We start from the raw sequence: 15,128 nt of genomic DNA on the forward strand, positions 1-15,128 counted from the left end.
ACCTCAGCTAACCACGTAATTATCTATTTTTTACGAGTTAAACCTGCCGATAAGGAGGCAAACTTTGAATCAATTGGCTACCATAACGTTTGGTTTTGAGACGTTTATCTAATATATGAATATCACCTGAATCCTTCTCGCTACGCAGCAATCGCCCTGTCGCTTGTACTAAGCGTAATGAAGCATCTGGTATGGTAATTTCCATAAAAGGATTGCCACCACGTTTTTGAATCCACTCAGCTAAAGTCGCTTCCACTGGATCGTCTGGCACGGCAAACGGAATCTTGGCAATGTAGACAGACGTTAAGTAATTTCCAGGCAAATCCACGCCTTCCGCAAAACTCGCCAAACCAAATAACAAACTGCCCTTATTCTCATCCACTCGTGCCTTATGAGAGTCCAATATCACACGTTTCGACTGCTCTCCTTGAATGAGCATAATGTCTTTCAATGATTCATTGACGGCTTGCGCTACCTCTTCCATCTGACGACGAGAAGAAAACAGCACCAAACTGGCCTCGTCCACATCAATGTTGTCATTCAAGTAGGTAACGATTTCTTTGGTATGCTGTTCAACTTGATTCGGCTCAGAGACCATATCAGGAATCCGCAAGCGGCCTTTATTTTGAAAATCAAAAGGGCTCATTACTCGCAAATATTCACTCTCACGAGGCACACCTGAACGCATATTAAAGCGATGAAATTGATTCAAGGCTGTCAGAGTGGCCGAGGTCACCACAGCACCAAAACATTTGTCCCATAACTGTTGATGCAGCGTGTTAGCAGCCAAAATGGGGGACGCGCCAAGCTCAATATCTTGCTCCATCCCCTGTCCGGAGAGAATCAGCCATCTTGCATTCGGTGGATATTGTTCATCATCGGCTGAAGAGTAAAGCTGCCATAGGCCAATACTTTGTTCTATACGACCTAAAATTGCCCCTAGAATTGGCTGCCAAGTTTCAGCCACTTCAGGCGTCACACCCATGCCTTCATTCTGTTTGGCTTTTTTGCATTCGTCTTGAATGCTTTCGACACTATTAAATAACTTTTGATAACTGGTACTCAAACTGTAGGCAAGTTGGCGTAATTCATCTGGCACCACACCAAATTCAAATCTGTGTTGATTGTTATCCTGATCCAAGCCCAAGCCATTAATATAGGGCGATAAGCCTTGCTGCGCGTATTGAATAAAATTGACTATGGTTTGAATTTGCTGAGGAATTTTAATCAATAGCTGCCCAGTCAAACTCACTTCGTCGCTTAAATCTTGCTTAAGATTCACCAAATTCTTTTCCAGCTGACGAAGCCAACTGATGCTTTGTTGCAATCGAACGTCATGACGAAAATGCCCAATGGCTTTATCGGGTAAATGATGACCTTCATCAAACACATAAATGGTTTCTTTCGGTGGCGTCAAAATCGCACCGCCACCAAGGGACAAATCTGCTAAGACTAAATCGTGGTTGGCAACAATCACATCCGCCACCTCAATTTCTGCACGGGCTTTGAAAAAAGGACACGCTGAATAGTTGGCACAATTTCGGTTGGTACATTGCTGGTGATCTGTGGTCAAGCGGCGCCAATCTTGCTCGCGAATAATACCTTCCCAATTATCCTTATCACCATCCCATTTACCTCTGCTTAGGGCCTCATCCATCTCCTGATACAAGAGAGTATTCACATCATCCGATTGCAAATGCTGTTCAAATAAACCTGCGAACATATCGTCCATGCTTTGCTCTTCAGCACTCAGATACCCCTCCAGATTATTAAGGCAGAGATAGCGGCCTCGCCCCTTTGCCAATGTGTATTTAAAACTTATTTCTGTATGCTGCAAAATATCTGGCAGGTCTTTGTGCAAAATCTGCTCTTGCAATGCGACAGTTGCCGTAGAGATAATGAGCTTAGCACCTCGCGCCTTAGCAATCGGAATCGCAGCCAAACAATAAGACAAGGTTTTACCCGTCCCCGTACCAGCTTCCACTACCGCAACGTGCTTTTCACCTAAGCGCTCACCTTCACTGCCCTGTTTAATGTTTCCCAAAGTGCGAGCAATTGCCCCTATCATTTGGCGCTGTCCTACCCGAGGTTTATGAGATTTGGCATCCAGCATATTTCGGTAAGCGGATTGGATTTTATTTTTTAATTCGTCTGAAAGCATTTATTTTATTGAGAATCGTTAAGAATGCTGTATATAATAACAGTTACTGTATAAACAACCAGAAAAAGCCATGATTAAATTAACCAAAAGACAATCTGATGTACTCGATACCATTCGCGAATTTATCAATGAAACCGGATTCCCACCAACACGTGCGGAAATCGCGAATAGACTTGGCTTCAAATCACCCAATGCCGCAGAAGAACACCTAAAAGCCCTTTGCAAAAAAGGTGCAATCGAAATGCTGTCAGGCGCTTCTCGTGGAATTCGCTTAATCGAATCAAACGAAAGTGCCAATCAAGAAGACGATCTGGGTCTACCTGTCATTGGTAAAGTGGCGGCAGGATACCCTATCTTGGCACAAGAAAACATAGATACTCATGTTACTGTGCCAGCCAATATGTTTTCCCCCAAAGCGGATTACTTTTTATCCGTCTCCGGTACCAGTATGAAAAACATCGGCATCATGGAAGGAGATTTGCTCGCGGTACACAAAACCAATACCGTCCGTAACGGTCAAATTGTGGTGGCAAGAATTGGCGATGAAGTGACGGTAAAACGCTTTGAACAAAAAGGTCGTATCGTTCGTCTGATTCCAGAAAACGAGGATTATCAAGACATAGTAGTAGACTTAGAGAGCGAAGAGTTTGCTATTGAAGGCTTATCTGTGGGCGTCATCCGTCAGGGTCTATAACTCTTCCTCACTTAAATAACTTGTAAAAAAAGGTGGCCATGGCCACCTTTTTTTTATCGCTATCTCTTTCTAACAACAGACTAATGAAGAATTTTTGGACGCAGATCTTCTTCTAGATACTCTACACCTTCGTCCATCACTGATTCGTCTGAATAGACATAATCAATACCCGCATGGAACATGCATTTTGCCAATTCAAAATATCGGTCTTGCAGGTAAGACTTGGTTTTATCGGAGATTTTTAAGGTCGCCAACGGCTCTGTTTCCTCGCCATTGCCACTGGCTGGGCGCAAAACAATGTCGCCGTTATCCAGCTCAACAATTTCAAGGTAAGATTCTTTCATACTAATACTCTGAGGATTCTTCTCTAAAACGTAACACCAAGTCTGTTAGCTTAGACAAATACAAAGTTAATGATGCACTGTCATCACTGCCCACGCCAATCAAATTTGTACGATCAACCGCGCTTTGATTCATACGGCAATCAAGCTGTTGCTGATAAAGTGATATTAATTGACTGCACCAAGAAGACGATTGCTGCAACAAATCGTTTAGCTCTAATAGCACAGGCACCAAAGATTGTTTGGCTTGCGCCTCAGCCAATAAGCCAGACGCATCTAGCTTGCCTGTTAAACGATAAGCCAATTTCACCTCCTGCAACAAACCGTTTAAGGCACTGCGCAATTGAAACATGGCGGAACTTTCTAAACTCGAGACCAGCCAAGTTTCTTCACTTGACTGGGCTAATTGTATAAGGCGACGCGCCGCGTCTAACCTTTGATTGGTAGTACTGGCACTACTGGCAAGACTCATTTTTTCTTCTTGCCCTCTTCAATCTTCCATTTACCACCATCATAGAACGCCTTCCATCCAGTTGGCTTGCCTTCTTCGGTTTCCGTCATTATGTATTGCTCTTTGGTTTTACGACTGTAACGAATTAGAGTCGGACGCCCTTCTGAATCCTTCACTGGCGCAGCGGCAAAGAAGTGATATTTAGGGTCAATCTGATCCATGTACGGCAATAACTCTTTCACATAAGGTGCGCGAGTTTCACGCTTACGAGGAAACTGACTGGCCGCAAGAAATAACCCCGTTGCACCATCGCGCAATACATAGTGGTCTTCCACTTTTTGACAAGCCAAGTCCGGCATAGGGACAGGATCCATTTTCGGCGGCGCCACTTCACCATTCTTTAATAGCTTACGGGTGTTTTTACACTCTTCATTGGTACAACCAAAATACTTACCAAAGCGGCCAGTTTTTAGCTGCATTTCAGAAGAACATTTATCACACTCAATGACAGGGCCATCGTAACCTTTAATTTTGAAGCTGCCCTCTTCCACTTCATAGCCTGGACACGAAGGGTTATTACCACAAACATGCAGTTTACGATGCTCATCCATCAAGTAGCTGTCCATCGCTGAACCACAAATCTTACAGCGATGTTTATTGATCAATGCCTTAGATTCGCCTTCTTCATCATCAACCGCAACCGCCTCATCACCGCGAATCAGGTTAATCGTCGCCTTACAACGCTCCTTTGGTGGTAAAGCGTAACCAGAACAAGACATGAAGACCCCCGTACTGGCGGTACGGATCTGCATAGGGCGACCACAGGTCGGACAATCCACATCCGTTGGAGTTGGCTCATTCAACATCATGCCATCATCCGGCGACTCTGCTCGTGCCAGCACATTACTAAAGTCTCGATAGAAAGCATTCAAGGTTTGAATCCAATCTTTGTCACCTTCAGCAATTTCATCTAATCGTTCTTCCATTTGTGCGGTAAAACTGAAATCCATCAAAGAGGTAAAACTATCAACCAGACGGTCAGTGACGATGTCACCCATTTTTTCCGCATAAAAACGACGATTCTCCACCCGCACATAACCACGATCTTGAATCGTAGAAATGATAGATGCGTAGGTAGAAGGACGGCCAATACCGCGTTTTTCCAGTTCTTTCACCAAACTGGCTTCACTAAAACGTGCCACCGGCTTGGTAAAATGTTGCTCAGGCAAAAGTTCATTAAGATCAAGATATTCGCCTTGCGTCACGTCAGGCAGGATATTGTCTTCACCTTTTTTCGCGACAGTTTGCATAGCACGAGTATAACCATCGAAACGTAAAATGCGTCCTTTGGCTTTTAGCTCATAATCGTCTGCTGTTACGGTAATCGTTGTTGAAGTGTATTCCGCTGGTGTCATTTGACACGCCATGAATTGACTGCGAATCAGGTCATATAAACGATGGGCATCTTTTTCCATGCCCAACAAATCGTCTACACGAACATTTACATCAGAAGGACGAATCGCCTCGTGGGCCTCTTGCGCGCCCTCTTTACTAGAATAACGGATTGGCTCTGCAGGCAGATAAGCTTCACCAAATTGCTCGAGAATATAGTTACGCAAAGACTCAACGGCTTCTATACTCAAGTTGGTCGAGTCAGTACGCATATAGGTAATGTAACCCGCTTCGTATAGACGCTGTGCCAACATCATAGTTTTCTTAACGCCATAACCTAAACGGGTGCTGGCCGCTTGCTGCAAAGTAGAAGTAATAAATGGTGCAGAGGGTTTGCTCTTGGTCGGTTTGTCTTCACGGTTTTTGACCAAATACTTTGCCGATTGTAATCGCATTACATGATCATCGGACTGAGCCTGATTAACTGGACGATATTCTTTATCTTGGTATTTGGTGGTTTCAAATTTAATCACCTCTTTACTAGAGGTGGCTAACATGGCGTCCAATTCCCAAAATTCTTCAGGAACAAAAGCTCGGATTTCGCGTTCACGCTCGACAATCAAACGTACCGCAACAGATTGCACACGACCAGCAGACAAACCTCGTGCCACTTTCGCCCACAGCAAAGGCGACACCATAAAACCCACAACACGATCAAGAAAACGTCGCGCTTGCTGAGCATTCACTCGGTTCATATCCAAGTCTGATGGTGTTTCAAATGCAGACTGAATGGCTTTTTTGGTAATCTCGTTAAACACCACTCGCTTATAACGGCTGTCGTCACCGCCAATGGCTTCACGCAAATGCCATGCGATAGCTTCTCCCTCTCTATCCAAATCGGTTGCCAGATAGATAGTGTCAGCATTCTTAGCAAGGCGTTTGAGTTCGTCAACCACCTTTTCTTTCCCCGGCAGCACTTCGTAATTGGCATGCCAGTTGTCTTCAGGATCGACTCCCATACGAGCAATAAGCTGTTTACGAGCTTTGCGACTTTTATACTCAAGCTTTTCTTCAGGACTCATTTTACGAGTCAAGGCTGCTTGCTTCGCCCTTTCCTGTGGCGTAGAGGTAGCAGTTTTTCCTGAAGGCAAGTCACGAATGTGACCGACACTCGACTTGACGACATAGTCATTGCCTAAGTACTTATTAATTGTTTTCGCCTTAGCTGGCGATTCCACGATTACCAGTGATTTTCCCATTGAACTGTGTAAGCCTTATATAAAGTCGATCTGCAAATGTGTATTGCTCGAAGTTTAATCTTTCGGGCGCTGATATTAAGCAAACACCTTTTATATGACAAGCGATCCCTGTATTGTTTCAATAATAATTCTTGCTGAACTTGGTATTTCTTATTTAACATACTGAATTCATTGCTAAAGGACAATCATGGCCACTCTGCAAATTTTAACCATCGCGGTTTTAATCATCATAGTACTGTTATCTGTCATTGTTGGTTCGCGTGCTCATCAAAAAGAAAAGGAAATCACGGAACGCCGCGTTAAACAGTTACAGCTATCTAATCGTGCTGATCGGGTTGAATCTCACATTCGCGGTCTTAAGGACATTAATACCGATAGTATTGCCTCTGATGCACTATATGACTTCTATCTAGACACACTTCGCGAGCTTCTGCAATACACAGACGATCCAGAAAAAATTGAAATTCGCATTGCCACGGCAGAAGAAAGTCGCAACATGGAGCCTATTGAATTCAGCCCTGAACCTGAAATGTTAAGCTTTCAAGAGAAGAGCAATTATAAAGAAAGATTAACCAAACTGGCCAAAATGCTACTCTATTTACGCCGCAAAGGTCGCATAAGTAACGCTCACTATCAAGCCTGCTACGACTATTTACGCTGGCTCAATCTATGGATTCAGCTAAACCGTCAGATCGTTCAAGCCAACAAAAATTTTGACAGCGGTGACACTCGTGTTGCACAAACCTTATATGGCGTCATTCTTTCTCATCTCAAATCTGACTCCATTGAGCGACCTGAAAAGAAAACACTTAAAACCTTTGTAACCGATCGTATGAAAGAAATTCTTGCGCCGCAAATAGAAGCCATGAAAGACAGTGAGAATCCTGAAGAAGTGTTGGCTAAATTGATGCAAAGTGTCGAATCACCCGATGCACCAATGAAGCCCAAATAAATCAATTGCTATTAATGGCATGAACTTTCACTTCTTTTAGAGATTGCAGTAACTCGGCAATATCATCCACACTCGACTCATCGCCCTGCTCTTGCCAATAAAAATCAATACAAGATGATTGAATTTTAATCCCCTCTAAACGCCCAGCGAATTCAGCTAGCAGCTGCTTTTGCCTATCGTTGAGTGATAAAGGCACATTACTCCACCAGCCTTTGGCTACTTCATCATATTTCCATACTTGGTAGGACAACAACCAAGCAGCTTGAGACATAGTATCTAATGGTTTTGGGTGGTACAGAGCATAATTCACGACTTTTTTACGAATCATTGACTTATCCCATTTGTCTGGGAAGTCAATTGAGGTAAGCTGAACCGTAAGGTTTCGCTGGCGCGCATGCAAACGCAGAGCCATTCGTTGACGCTCTTTTTTTGGTGGCATAATCCACAATGCTGATCCCATTAAAGACAAAGCGATAAAAATAACAATTAGAGCCGTCATAATAATGTCTCTTTTGATTTAAACTATAATAAATATATCTAGCCAACTCTGGAGGTTTTCTAGGATGTATAACAGAATTCTACTCGCTGTTGATCTAACGGATGAAAGTATCAAGGTGGCCAATGAGGCCGTCGGCTTATGTAAAGCCACAGGCGCAGAGCTAACTATCCTTCACGTTATCGAATCCCTTAATTACGCTTATGGTGGCGATGTACCTATCGATATCACTGACATCCAGGCACAACTTCAAGACACAGCCAAAGAACGCATCGACATTCTAAAGGATCAAATCGAGATTCCTGTTAAAGAGTGCTGCATTACTCAAGGTGGTATCGAAAGTGAAATCCATCGTATCGCAGAAGAAAAGCAAGTCGACTTGATTGTGGTTGGCAGTCATTGTCGGCATGGTTTAGCTTTGCTACTTGGCTCAACATCAAATGGTGTTTTACATGGCTCCCCTTGCGACGTATTAGCTGTGAAAGTTAACAAAGAGTAATTTCACTCAATTAACTTCCTGTCTCACCCTAAAATAAAGGCGATGCTGTATAAGCACCGCCTTTATTATATCTGGTCATTACAAAGTTAACTGCGTGTCCAGGTCGTGCCTTCACGACTGTCAAGCAAGTCAATGCCTTGAGCCGCCAACTCATCGCGAATTTCATCACTGCGGGCAAAGTTTTTGTCTTTACGCGCCTGCGTGCGTTCATCAATTAAGGCTTGAATAGCGGCTTCGTCCAGCCCTTCACTCAAGGTACTGTTTTGCAAGAAATACTCAGGTTTTTGATGCAAAAGCCCCAACAATTCCGCTAAGGATTTCAATTCAGCTGCCAGAGTTTCCGCTTTTGCTGGCGCTTCTGTTTTGGCCTTATTCAATTCACGAACCAATTCAAACAACACAGATACCGCCACCGGCGTATTAAAGTCATCACTCATGGCTTCTTCGAAACGTTTGCTATACTCAGTTGCTTGATAAACTTCAGCCACTTTCTGTTGACGTAACGCCGTATACAAACGCTCTAAGCCAACTTTCGCTTCGTTCAGACTTTGATCTGAATAGTCAATTGGACTACGGTACTGACTAGACACCATTAAATAACGAATGACTTCCGCGTTGTATTTTTTCAACACATCACGCACGGTGAAAAAATTCCCTAAGGATTTGGACATTTTTTCATTGTTTACACGCACCGCACCACAATGCATCCAATAGTTCACATAGTCTTTGCCTGTCGCGGCTTCAGATTGCGCAATCTCATTTTCGTGATGAGGAAATTTCAGATCCGGACCACCACCATGAATATCAAAATGACTGCCAAGGCAGTTAGTAGACATGGCAGAACATTCAATGTGCCAGCCTGGACGACCATCTCCCCAAGGAGAAGACCAAGACACCTCGCCTTCTTTGGCTTGTTTCCACAACACAAAATCCGCTGGGTGTTCTTTCGCCGCTTCCACATCAATACGAGCACCGGCCAGCATTTCATCTAGTTTACGGTTATTTAATTTCCCGTACTCTTTAAACGCCGTGGCGCGATAATACACATCGCCCGAGGATCCTTGGTAAGCAAAACCTTTATCAATCAGAATTTGCACCATATCAATGATTTCTTGCATAAATTCCGTGGCTTTCGGCTCACGGTCAGGCATTTTATTCCCTAATCGCAATTCGTCTTCACGTTGTGCCGCAATCATTCGCTCCGTTAACGCTTGAGTCGATTCTTGATTCTCTTCAGCACGTTTAATGATTTTATCGTCTACATCTGTGATATTACGTACATAATTCAGCTCGTAACCTAGGTGTCGAATAAAACGTGAAATGACATCAAAAGAAATCATGGCGCGAGCATGACCAATGTGGCAGTAGTCATATACTGTGTTACCACAAACGTACATGCCAACTTTACCTTCTTCAATTGGTTTGAAAATTTCTTTTTTCCCACTCAGGGTATTATAAATCTTCAACATCTCGCTTACTTTCCTTTTGCTTCAATTTTTGCCCATGAATCTCTTAATGTAACAGTACGATTAAATACCAAACCTTCCTCCTTAGCATCACGACAGAAGTAACCTTCGCGTTCAAATTGGAAAGCTTGACCTTTTGCTGAGTCAGACAAAGAAGGCTCAACCTTCGCACCCGTCAATACCGTTAAAGAATCTGGATTAATGAAGTCCAAGAAGGTTTTATCTTCATAGTTTGCATCTGGGGCTTCATTATTAAACAAACGGTCATACAAATTCACCGTCGCATCCATAGCATGTTGCGCACTTACCCAATGAATAACGCCTTTGGGTTTATAACCTTCTGGATTAACCCCTAAGGTGTTTTCATCATAACGACAACGCAATTCAATCACTTCACCAGCATCGTTCTTTATGGCTTCATCACAGGTAATAACATAGCCACCTCGTAAACGAACAGCCCCCTCTAGGGTTAATCGTTTCCACTTACGCGGTGGCACTTCAGCAAAATCTGCAGCGTCTATGTACAACTCTTTGCTGAACGGCACTTGACGTTGACCCGCGGCATCATTTTTAGGGTGATTACTGACCGCGAAGATTTCTTCTTTATCTTCTGGATAGTTAGTCAACACAACTTTAATAGGATTTAATACCGCCATTGCTCGGTTCGCATTGGCATCTAAGTCTTCACGAATGGCATGCTCTAGCATGCCCACATCTACTACGCTATCAGACTTAGTCACGCCAATACGCTCACAAAAATTACGTATTGATGCTGCTGTATAACCACGACGACGCATGCCAGAAATGGTTGGCATACGTGGATCATCCCAACCACTCACATGTTTTTCATCCACCAGCTGCTTCAATTTACGTTTACTGGTGACGGTATAATTTAAATTTAAACGGGCAAATTCAATTTGTTGCGGGTGAAAGGTCCCTAGAGATTCTAATATCCAATCATATAGGGGGCGATGATCTTGAAACTCTAGCGTACAAATAGAATGTGTCACCCCTTCAATCGCATCGGATAAACCATGAGTAAAATCATACATAGGATAAACGCACCATTTATCCCCAGTTTGATGATGATGCACATGACGAACACGATAAATAATCGGATCACGCAAATTAATATTGGGGCTCGCCATGTCGATCTTGGCACGCAATACCACTTCACCATCAGCAAACTTACCTTCTTTCATATCATTGAAAAGCGCTAAGTTTTCTTCAACGCTGCGATCTCGATAAGGGCTATTTTTACCTGGCTCTTTTAAAGTGCCACGATACTCACGCATTTGCTCGGCATTCAATTCACACACATAGGCTTTACCCACCTCAATCAACTGAACAGCAAAATCGTGCAATTGATCAAAGTAATCTGATGCAAATTTGGGTTCATCTTTCCAAGTGAAACCCAACCATTCGACATCACCTTTAATGGACTCAATGTATTCAACACTTTCCTTTTCAGGATTGGTGTCATCAAAACGTAAGTTACATTGACCTTGATAGCGCTGAGCAATACCGAAGTTAAGACAGATGGACTTGGCATGCCCAATATGAAGGTAGCCATTTGGCTCAGGTGGAAAACGGGTTAATACTTTGCCGCCATGTTTACCTGTTTCGTTATCTTTATCAATGATTTGGGTAATAAAATTACCTGGTTTTGACGTTTCTGACATGTTAACTGCAAGTCCTGATGAATATTCGACTGACGATAAAAAACTTTAACATGCGAGTATATCGTATTTCGTTTTCCATGGGGGATGAGTTATTGAATTTTTTATCTGTAAAAAAATATTTTTTAAGAGATACAGTAACGCGCAATAAAGAAAACCAACACACCAACCACTATGGTTAACAATTGATGCTGACGCCAGATGCCGACTAAAAACGCCGCCACCGCCCCTAACAGCCAAGGGTTATCAAAGTGAAGATCCAATTGCTTATCTGGCATCATCACCATCGGCGTTATAATAGCAGTCAACACCGCTACCGGAACGTATTTAAGCGCTTGTTCAATATACAAGGGCATAGTGACTTTGTGAGCTCTGGCCAACAACACAAAGCGCACACCAAAGGTTACAATGAACATACCAACTATGATCAAAGCCGCTTGACTAAAACTCATGACTCAACCCCTTCAAGAGAGTTTTTCTGATGCTTTGATGGCCGTATTTGCTCCGCCCAAAACCCTACTAACACACCAATAACAGCAGCACTTAACAACCCCAAGTTATTGGGCAAATCAGCCAATATGATGGAAGAAAATCCTGCACTTAACAGACATAACCAAAAGGCGTAGGATTTCAAATAAGGCGTAATAATGCCGATAAAAGTCGCCACCATCGCAAATTCCAAGCCCCATTCACTCATACCAGGAATCAACTCACCGGACAGCACTCCCAAGGCAGTCGTGACATTCCACATCAGGTAAAACGCCAAAAAAGAACCCAAATACGCTTTATAACCACTCTCGTCGTTTAACTTACCTTGAGTGTAAAGAGGCCTTACCGCGGCATAAGTTTCATCAATCAAGCCAAAACCCATAATAAGCCGAATCGAAAATGGCAGATGTTTCACGTATTTCACCAAGTCTGCGGCGTATAATAAATGGCGTAAATTAACGATAAAGGTGGTTGATACAATCACCCAAACAGGAGCATTTAATGCAATGAGCCCTAAGGCTACAAACTGAGCGGAACCAGCAAAGACAATAGCTGACATGGCTAAAGCAAACCAAGGACTCAAGCCATAACTTGACGCCAATGAACCAAATAAAATACCAAAAGGAACACCCCCAACAATCATGGGGATAGACGCCACTATACCCATTTTTACAGAATTCATCGTATTCACTCTTTTCCCTCGAATTGTTTTTCCATATACACATCTGCTCTTTCATAATTCGAGCGCTTAGGTGCCGCCTTTGTCACAAAACCATTTTTTTCATAGAGATGTTGCGCCGCTTTTAAACAAGCGGCCGTTTCTAAAAACACCTTGTTGACCCCATTTTGTTGTGCTTGATCAATGCAATATTGTAAAAGTAACTGTCCTATCCCCTTGCCTTGACAATGATCTGCCACAGCCAATTTCAAGACCTCTGCTACAGAGTTGTCATGCCATTTAATCGCGACAGCACCCACTACGGACTCTTCGCTTAGGTTTTCAATGACACTGCTGCTTACCGTGACCGCAAGATAAACTTCCCCATTGTGCTGCTTCCGCCATTGCTCAGGTTGCGCCAAGATCGCTAAATCGTGATCATTAATTTGATTAGGAAAGTAGCGTGTTAACCAAGCCATATTCAATTGATAAAAGGCGTTAGCATGATGAGGGGAGCTCATCTTAACAATCTTAATGTCAGCCAGCCTATCAATAAGCTGGCCAACCATTCCGTGTGTGAAGACAACCTGCTCCAGCTTTTCCAAAGAAGACATAAAATGTTCACTGGAAAAGCATAGTTGACGTTCCAGTAGTTGTTTCATTTCAAACAGCACAGGCTCTGCTTTCAACATGGCTTGATGACCGAAATCGGACAGCAGTACTACACTGCGCCTTTGGTCTTGTTCATCTACTTCCTTGTCTAACAATCCTTCTTTAAGCAGCTTAGTAATTTGCTTACTGATTGCCGGATGACTCACTTTAAGACGCTCGGCTATTTGTGTAACCGACATACTGCCCTGTTGCTGCAGAAGTCGCAGAATTGGGAAATAAGTTGAAGAAATAGGTACTTCACAAACGCGGTAAATTTCTTGCACCTGAGAAAACAAATAGTCACTTAATCTTTTTAGTCGGCTACCAAGGGTTAATACGCCAAACTCTTCCATACCTTTCACCCTTACTGATTATTTATTTTGCTCTCTTAGCAAGCATTTCAAATTTACGTAACCGGTTACACAATAGTCAATTTACTGGCTATAATCAAGCATCAAAAGAAGCAATAAAAACAAAACCTGATATAATCCGCGCCCAAGTATTACTCAGCCGGGAGCTTTTTATGTCAGACAAAGCCGTCGTGGTTTACTCAGGAGGAATGGATTCTTTTACTGTGTTAAATACAGCCATTCAACAAGGATTAGAGGTTCATGCCATTTCTTTTAATTATGGCCAAAAGCACAGCAAGGAATTGCTTGTGGCAGCGGGAGTTTGCAAGGAACTCAACATCCCTCACAAAGTGGTAGACATTACTGCGATCAACAGTCTCATGGCCAATTCATCATTGACGGGAGATGCTGAGATTCCAGAAGGTCATTACGCCAATGAAAATATGAAGTCTACTGTGGTACCAAATAGAAATATGGTGCTGTTATCTATGGCGATCGCTTATGCCGTGTCATTGGAAGCAAACAAAGTTTTTTATGGTGCCCATTCTGGAGATCATCATATCTATCCAGATTGTCGACCTGAGTTTGTAAAAGCCATGAATGCTGTGGCCAAAATTGCCAACTATCAAGCCGTTGAAATCGTTACGCCATTTTTGCATAACAGTAAAGGCGAAATCCTAAAAGCGGGTTTAGCCATGCAATTGGATTACGCGAAAACTTGGACCTGTTACAATGGCAGAGAAAAGTCTTGTGGTAAATGTGGAGCCTGCAATGAACGCTTGGAAGCTTTTGCTGAACAAGGCGCACAAGACCCATTAACATACGAAATCTAACAAAGCTTAATTTAGTCTGGTTTTTGTTCCACAAATCCCCAGACCTTAAATAAAAGTGATTAACCCTTGCCTCGACTGTTTTCGAGATGTGACAGGTGTAACACATGTACTCTATTAAAGAAGCCTTTTATTCATTACAGGGTGAAGGCGCACACGCTGGTCGTCCAGCACTTTTCTGCCGATTTACAGGCTGCAATTTATGGTCAGGTTTAGAAAAAAACCGACTCTCTTCAGAATGCCAATTCTGTGATACTGACTTTATTGGCACAGATGGACAAAATGGCGGTAAATTTCGACACGCCAGTGACCTTAAAAACCATCTCGACACTTTATGGCCTGATAATCAAGCACACAAATACGTAGTCTTTACTGGTGGCGAGCCAGCTTTACAGCTAGATCAAGTTCTTATCAAAGAAATGAAACAAGCAGGCTATACCATTGCCATAGAAACCAACGGCACATTGACGCTACCCGAGGGAATTGATTGGATATGTGTCAGCCCCAAGACCTCAGCTGATTTAAAGGTGCAAAAAGGCAATGAATTAAAACTGGTTTTCCCTCAAAGCCACTTGCCACCTGAACATTTTGAGCGTTTGGAGTTTGATCATTTTTATCTGCAACCCATGGATCAAAATCACTTAAACCAAAAACTCATTCATACCCCTGACACACAAAGCGCCACTTTAGCTTATTGTTTAGCACATCCGAGGTGGCGTCTTAGCCTACAAACACATAAAATGCTCAACATCGATTAGCT

15 protein-coding genes are annotated in these 15,128 nt (G+C 42.9%); 5 read left to right on the forward strand and 10 right to left on the reverse strand.

The annotated features are described in order from the left end of the window. Positions 1-37: 37 nt before the first annotated feature. Positions 38-2,161, reverse strand: coding sequence for an ATP-dependent DNA helicase DinG (gene dinG / locus ACXAH2_RS04680; RefSeq protein ID WP_475077014.1), 2,124 nt, complete (start codon positions 2,159-2,161; stop codon positions 38-40). A gap of 70 nt (positions 2,162-2,231) precedes the next feature. On the opposite strand from dinG, the gene lexA reads away from it, so the two are divergent. Then, the gene (lexA, locus tag ACXAH2_RS04685; RefSeq protein ID WP_475077015.1) at positions 2,232-2,855 is read left to right on the forward strand and encodes a transcriptional repressor LexA; all 624 of its coding nucleotides are present in this window, start codon (positions 2,232-2,234) and stop codon (positions 2,853-2,855) included. 80 nt (positions 2,856-2,935) lie between these two features. Here lexA and ACXAH2_RS04690 read toward each other — a convergent pair whose 3' ends face one another. Genes ACXAH2_RS04690 through topA form a run of 3 tightly spaced genes read right to left on the reverse strand, consistent with a single transcriptional unit; the run spans position 2,936 to position 6,298 of the window. Then, positions 2,936-3,199, reverse strand: a complete 264-nt coding sequence (locus tag ACXAH2_RS04690; RefSeq protein WP_475077016.1) for a hypothetical protein — start codon at positions 3,197-3,199, stop codon at positions 2,936-2,938. A 1-nt stretch (position 3,200) separates the two neighbouring features. Next, the gene (locus ACXAH2_RS04695; protein ID WP_475077017.1) at positions 3,201-3,668 is read right to left on the reverse strand and encodes a DUF6586 family protein; all 468 of its coding nucleotides are present in this window, start codon (positions 3,666-3,668) and stop codon (positions 3,201-3,203) included. Next, positions 3,665-6,298 (reverse strand): type I DNA topoisomerase, encoded by a 2,634-nt coding sequence (gene topA, locus ACXAH2_RS04700; RefSeq protein WP_475077018.1) that lies wholly within the window; start codon positions 6,296-6,298, stop codon positions 3,665-3,667. The genes ACXAH2_RS04695 and topA overlap by 4 nt, the downstream gene beginning before the upstream one ends. A gap of 187 nt (positions 6,299-6,485) precedes the next feature. On the opposite strand from topA, the gene ACXAH2_RS04705 reads away from it, so the two are divergent. Beyond that, complete coding sequence (locus ACXAH2_RS04705) at positions 6,486-7,250, forward strand: DNA topoisomerase I (RefSeq protein ID WP_475077019.1); 765 nt, start codon at positions 6,486-6,488, stop codon at positions 7,248-7,250. A 1-nt stretch (position 7,251) separates the two neighbouring features. Here the strand turns inward: ACXAH2_RS04705 and ACXAH2_RS04710 are convergent, their stop codons facing one another. Continuing rightward, positions 7,252-7,749: a hypothetical protein gene (locus ACXAH2_RS04710; protein ID WP_475077020.1), complete on the reverse strand. Its 498-nt coding sequence runs from the start codon at positions 7,747-7,749 to the stop codon at positions 7,252-7,254. A 64-nt stretch (positions 7,750-7,813) separates the two neighbouring features. Here ACXAH2_RS04710 and ACXAH2_RS04715 point away from each other — a divergent pair, with 64 nt between their 5' ends. Next, a complete protein-coding gene (locus ACXAH2_RS04715) occupies positions 7,814-8,245 on the forward strand; it encodes a universal stress protein (protein WP_475077021.1) in 432 nt (143 codons plus the stop codon). A gap of 86 nt (positions 8,246-8,331) precedes the next feature. Here ACXAH2_RS04715 and cysS read toward each other — a convergent pair whose 3' ends face one another. The 5 genes from cysS to ACXAH2_RS04740 form a co-directional block, all read right to left on the reverse strand. Next, entirely contained in the window at positions 8,332-9,714 is a 1,383-nt protein-coding gene (gene cysS, locus ACXAH2_RS04720; RefSeq protein WP_475077022.1) for a cysteine--tRNA ligase, read from the reverse strand. 5 nt (positions 9,715-9,719) lie between these two features. Continuing rightward, the gene (locus ACXAH2_RS04725; RefSeq protein ID WP_475077023.1) at positions 9,720-11,393 is read right to left on the reverse strand and encodes a glutamine--tRNA ligase/YqeY domain fusion protein; all 1,674 of its coding nucleotides are present in this window, start codon (positions 11,391-11,393) and stop codon (positions 9,720-9,722) included. Positions 11,394-11,515: 122 nt separating this feature from the next. Continuing rightward, on the reverse strand, positions 11,516-11,842 hold the full coding sequence (locus ACXAH2_RS04730; protein ID WP_475077024.1) for an AzlD domain-containing protein: 327 nt from the start codon (positions 11,840-11,842) through the stop codon (positions 11,516-11,518). After that, positions 11,839-12,561, reverse strand: coding sequence for an AzlC family ABC transporter permease (locus tag ACXAH2_RS04735; protein WP_475077025.1), 723 nt, complete (start codon positions 12,559-12,561; stop codon positions 11,839-11,841). Before ACXAH2_RS04735 ends, ACXAH2_RS04730 begins: the two co-directional genes overlap by 4 nt. A gap of 5 nt (positions 12,562-12,566) precedes the next feature. Then, a complete protein-coding gene (locus ACXAH2_RS04740) occupies positions 12,567-13,541 on the reverse strand; it encodes a bifunctional helix-turn-helix transcriptional regulator/GNAT family N-acetyltransferase (protein ID WP_475077026.1) in 975 nt (324 codons plus the stop codon). A 170-nt stretch (positions 13,542-13,711) separates the two neighbouring features. Here ACXAH2_RS04740 and queC point away from each other — a divergent pair, with 170 nt between their 5' ends. Both queC and queE read left to right on the forward strand, forming a co-directional pair. After that, on the forward strand, positions 13,712-14,371 hold the full coding sequence (gene queC, locus ACXAH2_RS04745) for a 7-cyano-7-deazaguanine synthase QueC (protein ID WP_475077027.1): 660 nt from the start codon (positions 13,712-13,714) through the stop codon (positions 14,369-14,371). 104 nt (positions 14,372-14,475) lie between these two features. Continuing rightward, positions 14,476-15,126 (forward strand): 7-carboxy-7-deazaguanine synthase, encoded by a 651-nt coding sequence (gene queE / locus ACXAH2_RS04750; RefSeq protein WP_475077028.1) that lies wholly within the window; start codon positions 14,476-14,478, stop codon positions 15,124-15,126. Positions 15,127-15,128: the final 2 nt, after the last annotated feature.

Source organism: Marinomonas sp. ABL3_031, assembly GCF_056161265.1.